This window comes from Agromyces selenitireducens, assembly GCF_052748465.2.
The window spans coordinates 2,784,322-2,800,080 of sequence record NZ_CM188259.1 but is presented as its reverse complement, the minus strand read 5'-3'; the positions used below and the strand labels follow the sequence as shown (position 1 = coordinate 2,800,080).

Sequence of the window (15,759 nt, the reverse complement as noted above, 5' to 3'; positions counted from 1 at the left end):
GAGGTCAGCGACCGAACTTGGGGGCGAAGAATCGCGCGACGAGGCGGGCGATCAGGTTCAGCGCCATGACGATGAGGATGAGGGTGAGCGCGGCGGCCCAGGCACGCTCGAGGTACGCGGAGGCGGGCGTGCCCTGGTTGGCGTACTGCGTGTACACGAACACCGGCAGCGACTGCATGCGTCCGTCGGTCATGTCGTAGTTCATGCTGTTCGTGAACCCCGCGGCGATGAGCAGTGGTGCCGTCTCGCCGATGACGCGAGCGATCGAGAGCATGATGCCGGTGGTGATGCCGGCGATCGAGGTGGGCAGCACGACCTTGACGATCGTGAGCCATTTCGGCACCCCGAGCGCGAAGGCGGCCTCCCTGAGCTCGTTGGGCACGAGCCGCAGCATCTCCTCGCTCGAGCGGACCACGACCGGGATCATGAGCACGGCGAGCGCGACCGCACCGGCGATGCCGGTGCGCGTGCCCGGGCCCCAGAAGATCGCGAAGAGCGCGTAGGCGAACAGGCCCGCGACGATCGACGGGATGCCGGTCATGACGTCGACCAGGAACGTGATGCCGCGCGCGAGCCGGCCGCGGCCGTACTCGACGAGGTAGATCGACGTCATGAGGCCGATCGGGATGGAGATCAGTGCGGCGGTGCCGGTCATGAGTACCGTGCCGATGATGGCGTGCAGGGCGCCGCCGCCCTCGCCGGTGACGCTGCGCATGGAGTACGTGAAGAACTCGGCGTCGAAACGGGCGAGGCCGAAGGTGATGACGGTGACCGCCAGGGAGATGAGGGGGATCATCGCCAGCAGGAATGCGCCGGTGACGAGGGCCGTCACGAATCGGTCGGTGGCGCGGCGCGCACCCTCGACGATGCGCGAGAGCACCGTGACGACCACGACGTAGATGATCGCGGCGACGATGAGCATGCCGACCCAGTTGAATTCGGCGCCGGCCAGGGCGATCACGCCGAACAGCCCGGCCGAGACGACGAGGCTGGCGACGAGGGTCATCCACGGCGCACCGTTGGGCAGCTTGCCCGCGGTCAGCGAGTTGCTGACCGGGTCCGCCACTCGGGACTCCGGAGGGGTGAGCGTGGTGGTCATCAGTTCGCTCCCGAGAACTCGCTGCGGCGCGCCACGATCCAGCGGGCGAGCGCATTCACCGCGAAGGTGACGATGAAGAGGATGAGGCCGGTGGCGATCAGCACGTTGACGTTGATGCCGTACGCCTCGGGGAAGCTCAGCGCGATGTTCGCGGCGATGGTCGACGGGTTCACCGAGGTGAGCAGCTGGAACGTCACTGCACCGGTGGCCGAGAGGACCATGGCGACGGCCATGGTCTCGCCGAGGGCGCGTCCGAGGCCGAGGACCGCGGCGGAGATGATGCCCGGGCGGCCGAAGGGCAGCACGGCGGTGCGGATCATCTCCCAGCGCGTCGCGCCGAGTGCGAGCGCGGCCTCCTCGTGCAGGACGGGGGTCTGGAGGAACACCTCGCGCGAGATGGCCGTGATGATCGGGATTACCATGACCGCGAGGACGACCGCGGCGGTCAGGATGGTTCGACCGGTGCCCGAGACGGGACCGGAGAACAACGGGAACCACCCGAGGTTGTCGACGAGCCACGAGTAGACGGGCTGCACGGCCGGCGCCAGCACGCCGATGCCCCAGAGACCGAAGACGACTGAGGGGACGGCCGCGAGCAGGTCGACGATGTAGCCGAGCACGGCCGCGAGCCGTCGAGGTGCGTAGTGCGAGATGAACAACGCGATGCCCACGGAGATGGGCAGCGCGATGAGCAGTGCGAGGAGCGCCGACCAGATGGTGCCGAACACGAGCGGACCGACGTAGGCCCAGAAGTTCGTGTCGAGGATCGATGCGTCCTCACTGCCGGCGAACAGGGCCGGGATGCTCTGGATGATGAGGAACAGCGCGACCGCGGCGAGGGTCACGAGGATCATCGATCCGGCGAAGACCGCGGAACCCGAGAAGACGCGATCGCCAGGGCGCTGTTTGGCCCTGATCGGCGCGGTGGCGGTGGTCATCTGACTGATCCTCCGGTTGTGGTGCTGGGAACACGGCCGTGCCCGGCCCGGCGTTCCGTTCGTGGAACGCCGGGGCCGGGCACCCGCTGCATTACTGGATGGACTCGATCGCCGCGACGGCCTGCTCGCGCAGGCTCTCGGAGATCGGGGCTGAGCCGGCGGCCTCGGCCGAGACCGTCTGGCCCTCCTCGCTCGCCATGAACTCGAAGTACGCCTTGACGAGCTCGACGTTCTCGGGCTCAGCGTACTCCTGGCACGCGATCTGGTAGCTCACGAGCACGATCGGGTACGCGCCGCTGTCGGGCGTGCGGTCGAGCTCGAGCGACAGGTCGCCGTCCGCTCGGCCCTCGACGAACGGCGAGGCGTCGACGATCGCGGCAGCCGCCTCCGGCGAGTACGGCACGAACTCGTCGCCGACCTGGACCGCCACCGTGCCGAGTCCCTCGGCGCGCGACGCGTCGGCGTAGCCGATGGTGCCCACGCCGTTGGTCACGGCGTCGACCACACCGGAGGTGCCCTGAGCGGCCTCGCCGCCCTCGAACGGCCACACGCCGTCGGCCTCGTACGTCCACACGTCGGGTGCGGCGGCGTACAGGTAGTCGGTGAAGTTCTCCGTGGTGCCCGAGTCGTCGGAGCGGTGGACCGGGGTGATCGCCTGGTCGGGGAGCTCCACGCCGTCGTTCGTGGCGGCGATCGCCGGGTCGTTCCAGTTGGTGATGTCTCCCGCGAAGATGCCTGCGACCGTCGCCGCGTCGAGGTTCAGCGTGTCGACGCCCTCGAGGTTGAAGATCACCGCGATGGGCGAGATGTACAGCGGGAGCTGGATGATGCTGGAGTCGGGGGCGCACTTGGCGAATCCGCCCGCGGTGAGCTCCTCGTCGTTGAACGCGCGGTCCGAGCCGGCGTAGTCGCTCGCGCCCTCGAGGAAGGTGTCGCGGCCGGCGCCGGATCCCGTCGGGTCGTAGTTGATCGTGACGTCGGGGTTCGCCGTCTGGAACGCCGCGATGAGCGCCTGCTGCGACGCGTCCTGAGCGGAGGAGCCCGAACCGACGAGGGTGCCGGAGAGCGTCGACTCCGAGCCGGCGTCGCCGTTCTCGGTGGCGCCGCCCTCGTTCGCAGCGCAGGAGCTGAGCGCGAGTGCCGCGGTCATGGCGATGACGGCGGGCGCGCCGAAACGCTTGAGGTTCACGTGATTCCCTTCCGGGGTTTGGATGCAGGGGTTGGGCCGGTGCCGACCCGCCTGCGACGCTAACCAGCGTGCGTGACGAGCGTCCCCCACGACGGTGAACGGGAGGTGAACTGGGGCTGACCGGGCGGATGCCGCGGCTGGGAGTCCGCCGGGACGGTCGAGCGATCAGGGTGGCGGGCGGGCCCGTGCGGGCTATGCGCCGATGGACTCGATCGCCTGCATCGCCCGCTCGCGGAGCGATTCAGAGATGGGCGCCGACCCTGCGCCATCGGCCGCGGCCTGCTGGCCCTCCTCGCTCGCGATGTAGGCGAGGTACTCCTTCACGACCTCGACGTTCTCGGGTGACGCGTACTGCTCGCAGGCGATGAGGTAGCTGACGAGCACGATCGGGTACACGCCGGCCTGCTCGCTCGTCCGATCGATAGCGATGGCGAGATCGCCCTCCGCTCGGTCCTCCTCGATCGGGGAGGCGTCGACGATCGCCGCGGCCGCTTCGGGTGAGAACGGCACGAACTCCTCCCCGACCCGGACGGCGACGGTGCCGAGGTCGCCCACGCGCGAGGCGTCGGCGTAGCCGATGGTGCCCACGCCGTTGCCGACCGTGTCGACCACGCCCGAGTTGCCCTGCGCGGCCTCGCCGCCCGGGAACGGCCAGACGCCGTCGGCCTCCCACTCCCAGACATCGGGCGCGGCGGCGTTGAGGTACTCGGTGAAGTTCTCGGTCGTCCCCGAGTCGTCCGAGCGGTGCACGGCCGTGATGGGCAGGTCGGGCAGCGCCACACCGGGGTTCGCGGCGGCGATCTCCGGGTCGTCCCATTCGGTGATGTCGCCTGCGAAGATCGCCGCGATCGTCGCGGCGTCGAGGTTCAGTGCCTCGATCCCGTCGAGTCGGAAGACGACCGCGATGGGGGAGATGTACAGGGGCAGCTCGATGACCGTCGAGTCGGGCGCGCAGCGGCCGAAGCGCCCCTCTTCGAGTTCGTCCGGCGTGTACGCGCGATCCGAACCGGCGAAGTCGCTCGCGCCCTCCATGAACGTGTCCCGGCCTGCGCCCGAGCCGGACGGGTCGTAGTCGACGGTGACGCCGCCGTGCGCGTTCTGGAAGCCCGCGACCCAGGCCTGCTGTGCTGCGCCCTGCGCCGACGAGCCCGCGCCGACGATGTAGCCGTCGAGCGTCGAGCCCGAGTCGTCGAGGCCCATCTCGTTGACGGCGCAGGAGGAGAGGGCGAGCGCGGTGGCCGCCGCGAGTGCGGCGGACGCGAGCGAGCGCGTGCGATTCACTGGGACCCTTCGGGAAGGCGGACATGGGAGCGGGGGCCGACCGAGGCGGCCGGACCGGACCCGGCGTGAGTGAACAGCGAAACCCAGTTCGGTGAACGGGAGGTGAACAACCTCCGTCGTGACGGTGTGCGGAAGCTGCGCATCGCCTGCATCTCCGATCGCGTCCGAAGGCTCAGGACTTCGGTGCGTGCGTCTCGATCGCGATGATGCCCGACGACGGGTTGGTCGCCGACAGGTGGACGACGCTGAACTCGCCGACGTCCAGCCCCGCGGCATCCGTCACGTACGACCCGAGCGGCGTGCCGGTCGCGAGTGCGATCTCGCGCATGATCTCGGGCAGCACGGGGCCGTGGCTGCAGATCACGGCGCTCTTGCCGACCCGCACGCGCTTGCCGACCACCCGGCGCACCTCGTCGTTGCCCGACTCCCAGGCGTCCTGGCTGATGCCGTCGTCGCGCTTGACGGTGATGCCGGATGCCGCAGAGAGGGGCGTCACGGTGGTCACGCACCGCACGGCGGGGCTCGACACTATCTTCTTCGGGGCCCAGGCGGTCAGCGTCTCGGCCAGCCCGACGGCCTGGCGGACGCCGCGTTCGACGAGCGGCCGGGTCGTGTCGGGGCCGTCCCACGACCCGCGCCCCTGCGCCTTGCCGTGCCGCAGGACGACCAGCGCGAAGGTCTCGGTGACGCCCTGGCCGAGCAGCTTGGCGAAGTTGTCGAGGATCTCGCGGTCGGGCTCGTAGCTGAGGTAGCTGCGGGCGCGCTTGACGGTGACCCATTCGAGCGCGGCGATCTCGGCGTTGGGCCGGAACGTGGAGCGCTGGACGGCCTTCTCGCTGACGTGCGCGGCCCAGTAGTGCACGATCTTCTCGCGCCCGCTCGGCAGCGCGTACCGGGAGATGCCGAGCGGCACGCCGAGAGCGACCCCCAGGCCGGTCTCCTCGGCGATCTCGCGCACCGCGGTGCGGGGGAGGGTCTCTCCGGGATCGACCTTCCCCTTGGGGATGGTCACGTCACCGTAGACGGTGCGGTGCACGACGAGCACGTGCACGCGTCCTTCGATGAGGCGCCAGCAGACCGCGCCGGCTGCGTAGACGGCGGTTGCGGTCTGGCTCATCGCCGCTTCGCCGTTCGCGCGCTGCGGATGACGCGGGTGCTGCGCTGGGCGACACGCTCGATGCGGAGGTGCTGCAGGTCGTCGAGCGGGCGGCCGTCGTCGTCGGTCGAGTGCCGGGTCCAGCTGCCGTCGCCGTCGAGCCGCCACGAGCTCGTGCGCTCGTCCATCGCCTCGTCGAAGAGCTCGCCGACCTCGGCGACGTGGTCCGGGTCGGTCAGGCGCACGAGCGCCTCGACGCGTCGGTCGAGGTTGCGATGCATCATGTCGGCCGAGCCGATGTAGACGACAGGCTCGCCGTCGTTGTGGAACGTGAAGATGCGCGAGTGCTCGAGATAGCGGCCCAGGATGGAGCGGACCTTGACGTTCTCGCTGAGCCCGGGGATGCCGGGACGGAGGCTGCATATGCCTCGCACCCAGATCTCGACCGGCACGCCCGCGTTCGACGCCCGGTACAGCCCGTCGATGATCGCCTCGTCGACCATCGAGTTGACCTTGATGCGGATGCCGCTGGGCCGGCCGGCCTCGGCGTTGCGGATCTCCTGCGTGATGAGCTTGAGCAGCCCCTTGCGCAGGTGCAGCGGCGCGACCAGCAGGCGCTTGAACTTCTTCTCGATGGCGTATCCCGAGAGCTCGTTGAACAGCCTCGTGAGGTCCTTGCCGACCTGGTCGTCGGCGGTGAGCAGCCCGAGGTCCTCGTAGATGCGGCTCGTCTTGGGGTTGTAGTTGCCCGTGCCGATGTGGCTGTAGTGCGTCAGGCGGCCCTTCTCCTGGCGGATGACGAGCGCGAGCTTGCAGTGCGTCTTGAGGCCGACGAGGCCGTAGACGACGTGGACGCCGGCCTTCTCGAGCTTGCGTGCCCACGAGATGTTCGCCTGCTCGTCGAACCGGGCCTTGATCTCGACGAGGGCGAGCACCTGCTTGCCCGACTCGGCCGCGTCGATCAGCGCCTCCACGATGGGACTGTCGCCCGAGGTGCGGTAGAGGGTCTGCTTGATCGCGAGCACGTCGGGGTCCGCGGCGGCCTGCTCGAGGAAGGCCTGCACGCTCGTCGCGAACGACTCGTAGGGGTGATGGAGCAGTACGTCCTTGCGGGCGACAGCCGAGAAGACGTCGACGGGGAGGTTCGGCTCCGACCGCATGAGCTGCGCGTTCGTCGCGGGCACGTGCGTGGGGTAGTGGAGCTCGGGGCGGTCGATGCGGGCCAGGTCGAAGAGGCCGCCGAGGTCGAGCGGGGTGGGGAGGCGGTACACCTCCTGCTCGGTGACGTCGAGCTCGCGAACGAGCAGTCCGAGGGTGACGTCGTCCATGTCGTTCGAGATCTCGAGCCGGATCGGCGGACCGAATCGCCGGCGCAGCAGCTCCTTCTCGAGCGCCTTGATGAGATTCTCGGTCTCGTCCTCCTCGATCTCGACGTCTTCGTTGCGGGTGACGCGGAACACGTGGTGCTCCAGGATCTCCATGCCGGGGAAGAGGTCCTCGAGGTGGTTCGAGATGAGATCCTCGAGCGCGATGTACCTCGCGTCCTCGAGGGGCTCGGCGGGGTCGACCCGCACGAACCGGTGCAGCATCTGCGGCACCTTCACGCGCGCGAACTCGAGCCGCCCGGTCCGGCTGTTCCGGACGCGCACCGACAGGTTCAGCGAGAGCCCGGAGATGTAGGGGAACGGATGCGCCGGGTCGACGGCGAGCGGCATGAGCACGGGGAAGATCTGGGAGCTGAAGAACTCGTGCAGGTGCGCCTGCTCGGCCTCGTCGAGGTCGTCCCACGTGACGACGCGGATGCCGGCTTCGGCGAGCGCCGGCTTGACGAGCTCCTGGTACGCGCGCGAGTGCCGCAGCTGCAGCTCGTGGGCCTTGCGCGAGATGTCGGTGAGCACCTCGTGGGGCGTCCGGCCGACGTTGGTGGGCACGGCCAGCCCGGTGTTGATCCGGCGCTTCAGACCGGCGACGCGGACCATGAAGAACTCGTCGAGGTTCGAGGCGAAGATCGCGAGGAAGTTCGCGCGTTCGAGCACCGGCAGCCGCGGGTCCTCGGCCAGCTCGAGGACGCGCTGGTTGAAGGCGAGCCAGCTGAGTTCGCGGTCGAGGTAGCGCTCGGAGACGAGCTCGGGCGCGCCGTCGGTGTCGAGCGGTTCGAAGTCGTCGTCGAAGTCGCTCGAGGTGCGGTCTTCGTCGAGGGTGCTCTCCGCGGTCATCCACACATCATGCCACCGGGGTGCAACGCGGTGGTGAAGCGGATGTCACCGGACGGTGACGTCAGCGTCGCGTTCGTCCTCCTCGTGGACGTTGAAGCGGTAGCCGACGTTGCGCACCGTGCCGATGAGGCTGTCGAGGTCGCCGAGCTTGGCGCGGAGGCGCCGGACGTGGACGTCGACGGTGCGGGTGCCGCCGAAGTAGTCGTAGCCCCAGACCTCGCTGAGGAGCTGCTCGCGGGTGAACACGCGCGACGGGTGGGCCGCGAGGAACCGGAGCAGTTCGAACTCCTTGTAGGTGAGGTCGAGGGTGCGCCCGTGCACCTTGGCCGAGTAGCTGGCCTCGTCGATGACCACGCCCGAGGTCTGGATGCGCTCGGCGGGCTGCGACGCCTGCGACCGACCCACGGCGAGGCGGATGCGGGCGTCGATCTCGGCTGGGCCGGCGTGCTCGAGGATGACGTCGTCGACGCCCCAGTCGGGCGTGACCGCGGTGAGGCCGCCCTCGGTCACGACGAGCACGAGCGGCACCGAGAGTCCCGTGGTGCGGAGGATCTGCGCGAGCGCCTTGATCCCGGCGAGGTTGGTCCGGGCGTCGAGGAACACGAGGTCGGCCTCGGGCGCGCGCACCAGCTGATCGGGCGACGCGGGGATCACGCGCACCCGATGGGTCAGGAGAGACAGTGCCGGGAGAACGTCTTCGTTGGCTGCCGGCGTCAGGATCAGCAGCTGCGCCACGCACACCCTCCAGTAGTAAGGTGCGGTCAATACTACGGGACGCCGGACGGCGTGCCACGGAACGAGGGACGGCATGGGCGACGCACACGGTCACACGGCGCCGGCGGACGCGCCGTCGACCGCGTGGGGGCGATGGGCGATCCCCGTCGTGTGGGCGATCGCGGCGGTCGGCTCGGCCCTGGTGGTCGGCGCTGCGTACGCCGGCCGGCGCGACTGGTTCGGCGATGCGTCGCAGGCGGCGGCGTACACCGCGCTCGGCATGGTGCTCGCGGCATCGGTCATCGCGTCGATGGCACTGCAGCTCGCCTCACGGGAGCCCCACGGGTTCGTCGGCCGGGTGAGCGCGTCGATCGCCGGCGCCGTCGTGGCGGTGGCCGTCGCGTCGCTCGCGCTGCTGCCGATCGCGCTCTGAGCAGCGGGTAGACTCGCACCATGGATTCGCTGCTCGCCCTCGAACTCTTCTTCATCGGCCTGCTCGGGCTCGCGAGCCTCGCCATCGCCTGGGTGAGCGGCGTGGTCGTCTTCCGGCTCTTCAAGGGGCAGCGCTAAGCCGTGATCGAACTCCCGGTCGACCTCCCCCCGGAGCTCGTTCCGCTCTCGTGGCTCATCGGGGTCTGGGAGGGGTCCGGCGTGCTCGACTACAAGGTCGGCGACGACTCGATCACGCACGAGTTCGGGCAGCGCGTGAGCTTCAGCCACGACGGCCTGCCGTACCTCAACTACACGTCGTCGACCTGGCTGTTCCCGTCCGAGCCCGGCGGTGAGCCGACGGCGCTCGCCGCCGAGACCGGCTACTGGCGGCTCGCGCGCCCGCTCGGCGAGGGCGACCCGGGGCCGGCGCTCCTGCCGCCCGTGGGGCCGACCCGGTTCGGCGACGCGGAGGCCGTCGAGACGCTGCGGAACGACGCCGGCGGGTTCGACCTCGAGGTGTCCGTCGTGCACCCCGGCGGGGTCAGCGAGCTCTACCTCGGGCAGGTCAAGGGGCCGCGCATCGACCTGGCGACGGACGCCGTGATGCGCGCTGCCGGCGCGAAGGAGTACGCCGCCGCGACCCGCCTGTACGGGCTCGTCGAGAACCACCTCCTCTGGGCGTGGGACATCGCCGCCCTCGGGCAGGACCTCCGCACCCACGCGTCCGCCCGCCTTGCGAAGGTCGACTGATGACCGGCTCGCCGTTCCTCGCCCTGCCGGGCGCCGTGCCCGCCGAGGGCGTCGACGAGGGCGTGCCCGCGCACTACGGCAACCCGATGGTCGAGCAGCGCCGCCTCGAGCAGGGTCGCGCCGTGGTCGACCTGTCGCACCGCGGCGTTGTGACCGTCGCGGGCCCCGACCGGCTCTCGTGGCTCAACTCGATGGCGAGCCAGCGGCTCGACCACCTCGCGCCGGGGGAGTCCGCCGAGGCGCTGTTCCTCGATGCGTCGGGGCACGTCGAGCACGCCGTGCACGTCGTCGACGACGGCGAGCGCACGTGGCTCATCGCCGAGCGCGACGACGCGCCCGCGCTCGTGTCGTGGCTCGACCGCATGCGGTTCATGCTTCGCGTCGAGGTCGCCGACGTCTCCGACGCCTTCGCGGTCGTCGCCGCGATGCCCGAGGACGACGGATTCCCGCTCGGCCTCCCGGACGGCGCGCTGCGCTGGACGGACCCGTGGCGGCTCGAGCTTCCCGGTGGGCACCGCTACGCCGTCGACCCCGCCCACCCGGGCGCGTACTGGCGGTACGTCGAGGCGATCGTGCCGCGCGACGCGCTCACCGGACTCGCCGGCGGCATCCGCCCGGGGAAGGCGGAACCCGCCGGCGTGCTCGCGCTCGAGGCGCTGCGCATCGCGGCATGGCGGCCCCGCTTCGCGACCGAGGTCGACGAGAAGACCCTGCCGCACGAGCTCGACTGGCTGCGCAGCGCGGTCGACCTGCACAAGGGCTGCTACCGCGGGCAGGAGACGGTGGCGAAGGTCGTCAACCTCGGCCGTCCGCCGCGGCGGCTCGTGATGCTGCACCTCGACGGCAGCGACACCGTGCTGCCGAAGGCGGGCGACGCGGTCGTCGGCGTCAAGGTCCGCCCCGAGCCCGCTCCGGGCGAGGAACCCGAGCGCCGCGTCGTCGGCCACGTGACCTCCGCGGGCATGCACCACGAGCTCGGCCCGATCGCGCTCGCCGTCGTCAAGCGCGCGGTGCCGCCCGAGCTCGAGCTCATCGTCGAGAGCCACGGTATCGACGTCGCCGCAGCACAGGTCGAGATCGTGCCGGCCGGCGCCGGCGCCGCGGTCGACGTGCCGCGCATGCCGCGACTCGGCGTCCGCCCGTAGCGTCTCCGGGCGACGGTCGTCACCTGCCGACCCGTGCCGTGAGGGCCGGATGCCGCGACGCTAGGCTGGAGCGCATGGTCTACACCCTCGTGCTGCTGCGCCACGGCCAGAGCGACTGGAACCAGAAGAACCTGTTCACCGGATGGGTCGACGTGCGGCTCAGCGACCTCGGCCGCGCCGAGGCCAAGCGTGCCGGCGAGCTGCTCGTCGAGAAGGACGTGCTGCCCGACGTATCGCACACCTCCGTCCTCACGCGCGCCATCCAGACGGCCGACATCGCGCTCGAGGAGGCCGACCGCCTCTGGATCGACGTGCGCCGCTCGTGGCGGCTCAACGAGCGCCACTACGGCGCGCTGCAGGGACTCGACAAGGCCGAGACCCTCGAGAAGTACGGTCAGGAGCAGTTCATGCTCTGGCGCCGCTCGTTCGACACGCCGCCGCCCCCCATCGACGACGACAGCGAGTGGTCCCAGCACGGCGACCCGCGCTACGCGAACCTCTCCGACGACGAGATGCCCCGCACCGAGTGCCTGAAGGACGTCATCGCGCGCATGCTCCCGTACTGGGAGTCCGACATCATCCCCGACCTGGAGACGGGCAAGACCGTGCTCGTCACCGCGCACGGCAACTCGCTGCGCGCGCTCGTGAAGCACCTCGACGGCATCTCCGACGACGACATCGCGGAGCTCAACATCCCCACCGGAATCCCGCTCGTCTACGAGCTCGGCGACGACTTCATGCCGACCAGGCCGGCCGAGTACCTCGACCCCGAGGCCGCTGCGGCGGGTGCCGCCGCCGTCGCGGCGCAGGGCAAGAAGTAGCCGGGTAGCACACCCGGACGAACGAGGGGCCGAGCGGATGTCGCATCCGCTCGGCCCCTTCGTCGTCGCTGCCCGGCGCGGACGGCTCAGACGGGCTCCGGCACCCAGTCGCCGGTGGCGAGGTACTGCACCTTCTTGGCGATGGACACCGCGTGGTCGGCGAAGCGCTCGTGGTACCGGCTCGCGAGGGTCGCATCGACCGTGTCGACCGCCTCGCCCTTCCAGGTCTCGCCGAGCACCTTGTCGAACACCGAGAGGTGCAGCGCGTCGACCTTGTCGTCCTCGTTGCGGATCTCCTCGGCGAGGCGCACGTCTTCATTGCGGAGCAGCTCGACGAGCCTGCGCGCGATCTCGACGTCGAGCGTGCCCATCTGGGCGAACGTCGGGCGGAGCGTCTTCGGCACGACCTTGTCGGGGAAGCGGTACCGCGCGAGCTGCGAGATGTGGGTGGCCATGTCGCCCATGCGCTCGAGCGAGGCCGAGATGCGCAGCGCGCTCACGACGATGCGGAGGTCGCGGGCGACCGGCTGCTGGCGGGCGAGGATGGTGATGGCGAGCTCGTCGAGCGCCTGCGCGCGCTGGTCGATCAGGTGGTCGTCGGCGATGACCTCCTCGGCCAGGCTCACGTTCGACTCGTTGAAGGCGCGCGTGGCCTTCTCGATCGCCTCGGCGACGAGCGTCGCGATCTCGACGAGGCCGTCCTGGACCTCTCGCAGTTCCTGCTGGAACACCTCACGCATGAATTCCGACCCCTTCGGTCTCGGCTCCGCGCGTCGGGCACGCGGGAGCAGCCGGCGTCAGGCCGACTCGCGACATCCTCCCCGTCGCAGGTGAACGGCAGGTGCCGCGATCCTGAACACTCCCTAACCTACCCTCGCGAGGCGGCGACGCGGACGTGACGGGCCCGACCGGTGGTTATCGTTGGTCCCATGGACTCCACCTGGTCCGTGCTCGCCGCGCTCGCGTTCGGCGTCCTCATCGGGGCCGGCTTCACCGTCGTGCTGCACATCGCCGAACGGCGCGGGCAGAGCGCGGCGCGCGTCGTCGCGCCCACGATCCCCGACGGCGTCGACCAGGTGCTCGACGTGCTCGACGCGGCGGGCGTCGTGCTCGACCCCTCCAACAACGTGCTCCGCGCCTCGCCGGGCGCGCTCGCGATGGGCCTCGTGCGCAACCAGATGCTCGTCCACCCCGAGCTGCTCGACCTCGTGGGTTCGGTCCGCCGAACCGGGGAACCGGTCGCGGCCGAGCTCGTGCTCGCGCGCGGCCCGTTCAGCGACGCGACCATGCAGGTCGACGTGCGCGTCGCCCGGCTCGGCACCCGGTTCGTGCTGCTGCTCGCCGACGACCGCACCGAGGCGCAGCGGCTCGACGAGGTGCGGCGCGACTTCATCGCGAACATCAGCCACGAGCTGAAGACCCCGATCGCCTCGGTGAGCCTGCTCGCCGAGGCGCTCGACCAGGCCGCCGACGAGCCAGACCGGGTCCGGCGCTTCGCGGATCGGCTGTCGGTCGAGTCGACGCGGCTCGCGCACATCACGAGCGAGGTCATCGAGCTCTCGCGCCTGCAGGCGCGCGACGCGCTCCGCCGCGATGAGCTGCTCGACGTCGACCGCATCGTCGCGGCGGCCGTCGACCAGAACCGCGTGGTCGCGGCCGCGAAGGGCATCGAGGTGCGCCTGCGTGCGAAGTCGAAGGCCAAGATCTACGGCGACGAGGCGCTCATGGTCGTTGCCGTGCACAACCTCGTCGCGAACGCCATCGCGTACTCGAGCGAGGGCGGTCGCGTCGGCATCGGCGTGACCGTCGACGGCGACGCGGTCGAGATCGCCGTCGCCGACCAGGGCATCGGCATCGCCCCGGAGGAACAGGACCGCGTGTTCGAGCGGTTCTACCGGGTCGACCAGGCGCGCTCGCGCAACACCGGCGGCTCGGGCCTCGGCCTCAGCATCGTCAAGCACGCCGTCCAGAACCACGGCGGCGACGTGCGGCTCTGGTCGCAGCCGGGACGCGGCTCGACGTTCACCATCCGCCTGCCGTTGGCCGAGCCGCCCCTCGCGCCGCCCGAGCCCGAGGAGGCCGAGCCCGACACGGTCGCCGCCGACGGCGGACCTCCGGCCGCGCCACGCACCTCCGAGACCCCAGCCCGCATCGAGGCGGCCCTCCCGGCCGCCCCTTCCCGAGGAGACCGTACGTGACCCGCATCCTGCTCGTCGAGGACGAGATCGCCCTGAGCGAGCCGCTGAGCTTCCTGCTCGAGCGCGAGGGCTACGAGGTGGAGGTCGCCGCCGACGGTCCGTCCGCTGTCGTCGCGTTCGACCGCGCCGGCGCCGACCTCGTGCTGCTCGACCTCATGCTGCCGGGCCTGCCCGGCACGGAGGTGTGCCGCGAGATCCGCCAGCGCTCCCAGGTCCCCATCATCATGCTCACCGCGAAGGACTCGGAGGTGGACATCGTGGTCGGCCTGGAGCTCGGCGCCGACGATTACGTCACGAAGCCCTACTCGACGCGCGAGCTCCTCGCCCGCATCCGCGCGGTGCTCCGGCGCCGGATCGAACCCGACGAGGTCGACGACGGCATCATCGCGGGTGGCCGCGTGCGCATGGACGTCGACCGGCACACGGTCGAGGTCGACGGTGAGCCGGTCGCGATGCCGTTGAAGGAATTCGAGCTGCTCGAGCTGCTCATGCGCAACGCCGGCCGGGTGCTCACGCGCGGCCAGCTCATCGACCGCGTGTGGGGCAGCGACTACTTCGGCGACACCAAGACGCTCGACGTGCACATCAAGCGCATCCGCTCGAAGATCGAGGTGACCCCGTCGGAGCCCGTGCAGCTCGTCACGGTGCGCGGCCTCGGCTATCGCTTCGAGGGGTGAGACGACGGAAGCGGATGCCGCGCGCTCGCGCGGCATCCGCTTCGTGGAGTCTGCGGCCGGTTACGGCACGAGGTCCTCGTACTCGGGGAGACGGCCGTCGAGGACGGGCACGGGGACCTCTCGACCCTCGGCGCCCTCGGTCGTGAGGAACACGGGCACGAGGCCGCCGACCTCGGCGTCGAGGCGCTCGACGAGGATCGGCTCCTCGTCGGCGCCGCCCGGTGCGACGGTCTGACCGGCGTCGACGTCGATCTCGACGGTCTCGCCGGCGACCTGGATCTCGAGCGTCGCGTCCTCCGAACCGGCGTTCGACACCGAGAGGACCATGTTGCCCTCTTCGCCGTCGTCGCTCACGACGAGCATGTTGCGGATCGAGAGGGTCCCGAGGTCGGCCGAGACGCCGTCGCTCGGGTCGTACTTCTCGGTCGTCGCCTGGTAGGTGATCATGGCGCAGCCGCTTCCGCCGATGGCGATGCCGAGAGCAAGTGCAGCGGATGCCGCGAGACGCGCCTTCACAGAACCTCCAACGAGACGTGCGTGCGCGCGTGCGTATGCCGCCGCGCGCAGGAAACTTCGACGAGTCTAGCCTACGGGCGATTGGGCTCCCGGGCGTGGAGGCGGAACCCTAGCACTACCTCGGTGTGATATCCTGAAAGTTGCCGAAAGGACGTCTATTCATGCTGTTTGAGGTTGGCGAGACCGTTGTCTACCCCCATCACGGAGCCGCGACGATCGTCGAAGTCAAGAAACGCATCATCAAGGGCGAAGAGAAGCTCTACCTCAAGCTGAACGTCACGCAGGGCGACCTCGTCATCGAGGTTCCCGCCGAGAACGTCGACCTCGTCGGCGTGCGTGACGTCATCGGCAAGGAAGGCCTCGACAAGGTCTTCGAGGTGCTCCGCGCCCCCTTCACCGAAGAGCCGACCAACTGGTCGCGCCGCTACAAGGCGAACCTCGAGAAGCTCGCCTCCGGCGACGTGATCAAGGTCTCCGAAGTCGTGCGCGACCTGTGGCGCCGCGACCAGGACCGCGGCCTGTCCGCGGGCGAGAAGCGCATGCTCGCGAAGGCTCGCCAGATCCTGATCTCGGAGCTCGCGCTGGCCGAGAAGACCGACGAGGAGCGGGCCTCCACTGTCCTCGACGAGGTCCTCGCCTCGTAGCCCAGCCCGGGTCCGACCGATCGCCGCCGGCGCAGCACGCGCC

Annotated in this window: 16 protein-coding genes; 7 read left to right on the top strand and 9 right to left on the bottom strand. The window is 70.3% G+C overall.

Going from position 1 to position 15,759, the window contains the following annotated elements; all coding sequences use genetic code 11:
- Nucleotides 1-4: 4 nt before the first annotated feature.
- From pstA to ACULK4_RS13075, 7 genes are all read right to left on the bottom strand, one after another.
- A complete protein-coding gene (pstA, locus tag ACULK4_RS13105) occupies nucleotides 5-1,099 on the bottom strand; it encodes a phosphate ABC transporter permease PstA (RefSeq protein ID WP_445966026.1) in 1,095 nt (364 codons plus the stop codon).
- A complete protein-coding gene (pstC, locus tag ACULK4_RS13100) occupies nucleotides 1,099-2,037 on the bottom strand; it encodes a phosphate ABC transporter permease subunit PstC (protein WP_445966025.1) in 939 nt (312 codons plus the stop codon). The genes pstA and pstC overlap by 1 nt, the downstream gene beginning before the upstream one ends.
- Nucleotides 2,038-2,128: 91 nt before the next feature.
- Nucleotides 2,129-3,226, bottom strand: a complete 1,098-nt coding sequence (locus ACULK4_RS13095; RefSeq protein ID WP_445966024.1) for a phosphate ABC transporter substrate-binding protein PstS — start codon at nucleotides 3,224-3,226, stop codon at nucleotides 2,129-2,131.
- A 192-nt stretch (nucleotides 3,227-3,418) separates the two neighbouring features.
- Nucleotides 3,419-4,507, bottom strand: coding sequence for a phosphate ABC transporter substrate-binding protein PstS (pstS, locus tag ACULK4_RS13090; protein WP_445966023.1), 1,089 nt, complete (start codon nucleotides 4,505-4,507; stop codon nucleotides 3,419-3,421).
- 172 nt (nucleotides 4,508-4,679) lie between these two features.
- Nucleotides 4,680-5,624, bottom strand: a complete 945-nt coding sequence (locus ACULK4_RS13085; protein ID WP_445966022.1) for an NUDIX hydrolase — start codon at nucleotides 5,622-5,624, stop codon at nucleotides 4,680-4,682.
- A complete protein-coding gene (locus ACULK4_RS13080) occupies nucleotides 5,621-7,819 on the bottom strand; it encodes an RNA degradosome polyphosphate kinase (RefSeq protein ID WP_445966021.1) in 2,199 nt (732 codons plus the stop codon). The genes ACULK4_RS13085 and ACULK4_RS13080 overlap by 4 nt, the downstream gene beginning before the upstream one ends.
- Nucleotides 7,820-7,864: 45 nt before the next feature.
- Nucleotides 7,865-8,554, bottom strand: a complete 690-nt coding sequence (locus ACULK4_RS13075; RefSeq protein ID WP_445966020.1) for a response regulator transcription factor — start codon at nucleotides 8,552-8,554, stop codon at nucleotides 7,865-7,867.
- A gap of 73 nt (nucleotides 8,555-8,627) precedes the next feature.
- On the opposite strand from ACULK4_RS13075, the gene ACULK4_RS13070 reads away from it, so the two are divergent.
- The 4 genes from ACULK4_RS13070 (at nucleotide 8,628) to ACULK4_RS13055 (ending at nucleotide 11,681) form a co-directional block, all read left to right on the top strand.
- Nucleotides 8,628-8,966 carry a hypothetical protein gene (locus tag ACULK4_RS13070; protein ID WP_445966019.1) on the top strand — a complete coding sequence of 113 codons (339 nt, stop codon included), beginning with the start codon at nucleotides 8,628-8,630 and terminating at the stop codon, nucleotides 8,964-8,966.
- A gap of 140 nt (nucleotides 8,967-9,106) precedes the next feature.
- Nucleotides 9,107-9,715, top strand: coding sequence for a nitrobindin family protein (locus ACULK4_RS13065; RefSeq protein ID WP_445966018.1), 609 nt, complete (start codon nucleotides 9,107-9,109; stop codon nucleotides 9,713-9,715).
- Nucleotides 9,715-10,860, top strand: a complete 1,146-nt coding sequence (ygfZ, locus tag ACULK4_RS13060) for a CAF17-like 4Fe-4S cluster assembly/insertion protein YgfZ (protein ID WP_445966017.1) — start codon at nucleotides 9,715-9,717, stop codon at nucleotides 10,858-10,860. Before ACULK4_RS13065 ends, ygfZ begins: the two co-directional genes overlap by 1 nt.
- Nucleotides 10,861-10,934: 74 nt before the next feature.
- Nucleotides 10,935-11,681 (top strand): phosphoglyceromutase, encoded by a 747-nt coding sequence (locus ACULK4_RS13055; protein WP_445966016.1) that lies wholly within the window; start codon nucleotides 10,935-10,937, stop codon nucleotides 11,679-11,681.
- An 86-nt stretch (nucleotides 11,682-11,767) separates the two neighbouring features.
- Here ACULK4_RS13055 and phoU read toward each other — a convergent pair whose 3' ends face one another.
- Nucleotides 11,768-12,421 (bottom strand): phosphate signaling complex protein PhoU, encoded by a 654-nt coding sequence (gene phoU / locus ACULK4_RS13050; RefSeq protein ID WP_445966015.1) that lies wholly within the window; start codon nucleotides 12,419-12,421, stop codon nucleotides 11,768-11,770.
- Between the two features lie 189 nt (nucleotides 12,422-12,610).
- Between phoU and ACULK4_RS13045 the strand changes: the two genes are divergently transcribed.
- Nucleotides 12,611-13,879 carry a sensor histidine kinase gene (locus ACULK4_RS13045; protein ID WP_445966014.1) on the top strand — a complete coding sequence of 423 codons (1,269 nt, stop codon included), beginning with the start codon at nucleotides 12,611-12,613 and terminating at the stop codon, nucleotides 13,877-13,879.
- Entirely contained in the window at nucleotides 13,876-14,556 is a 681-nt protein-coding gene (locus tag ACULK4_RS13040; RefSeq protein WP_445966013.1) for a response regulator, read from the top strand. Before ACULK4_RS13045 ends, ACULK4_RS13040 begins: the two co-directional genes overlap by 4 nt.
- Nucleotides 14,557-14,616: 60 nt before the next feature.
- Here ACULK4_RS13040 and ACULK4_RS13035 read toward each other — a convergent pair whose 3' ends face one another.
- Nucleotides 14,617-15,072: a hypothetical protein gene (locus tag ACULK4_RS13035; protein ID WP_445966012.1), complete on the bottom strand. Its 456-nt coding sequence runs from the start codon at nucleotides 15,070-15,072 to the stop codon at nucleotides 14,617-14,619.
- A 161-nt stretch (nucleotides 15,073-15,233) separates the two neighbouring features.
- Here ACULK4_RS13035 and ACULK4_RS13030 point away from each other — a divergent pair, with 161 nt between their 5' ends.
- Complete coding sequence (locus ACULK4_RS13030; protein WP_445966011.1) at nucleotides 15,234-15,716, top strand: CarD family transcriptional regulator; 483 nt, start codon at nucleotides 15,234-15,236, stop codon at nucleotides 15,714-15,716.
- The last annotated feature ends 43 nt before the right edge of the window (nucleotides 15,717-15,759 follow it).

Coding starts and splice junctions, on each gene's coding strand:
- ACULK4_RS13055 (WP_445966016.1), top strand. CDS start 10,935: ATGGTCTACACCCTCGTGCTGCTGCGCCACGGCCAGAGCGACTGGAAC.
- ACULK4_RS13080 (WP_445966021.1), bottom strand. CDS start 7,819: ATGACCGCGGAGAGCACCCTCGACGAAGACCGCACCTCGAGCGACTTC.
- ACULK4_RS13070 (WP_445966019.1), top strand. CDS start 8,628: ATGGGCGACGCACACGGTCACACGGCGCCGGCGGACGCGCCGTCGACC.
- ACULK4_RS13045 (WP_445966014.1), top strand. CDS start 12,611: ATGGACTCCACCTGGTCCGTGCTCGCCGCGCTCGCGTTCGGCGTCCTC.
- ACULK4_RS13085 (WP_445966022.1), bottom strand. CDS start 5,624: ATGAGCCAGACCGCAACCGCCGTCTACGCAGCCGGCGCGGTCTGCTGG.
- ygfZ (WP_445966017.1), top strand. CDS start 9,715: ATGACCGGCTCGCCGTTCCTCGCCCTGCCGGGCGCCGTGCCCGCCGAG.
- ACULK4_RS13030 (WP_445966011.1), top strand. CDS start 15,234: ATGCTGTTTGAGGTTGGCGAGACCGTTGTCTACCCCCATCACGGAGCC.
- pstC (WP_445966025.1), bottom strand. CDS start 2,037: ATGACCACCGCCACCGCGCCGATCAGGGCCAAACAGCGCCCTGGCGAT.
- phoU (WP_445966015.1), bottom strand. CDS start 12,421: ATGCGTGAGGTGTTCCAGCAGGAACTGCGAGAGGTCCAGGACGGCCTC.
- pstA (WP_445966026.1), bottom strand. CDS start 1,099: ATGACCACCACGCTCACCCCTCCGGAGTCCCGAGTGGCGGACCCGGTC.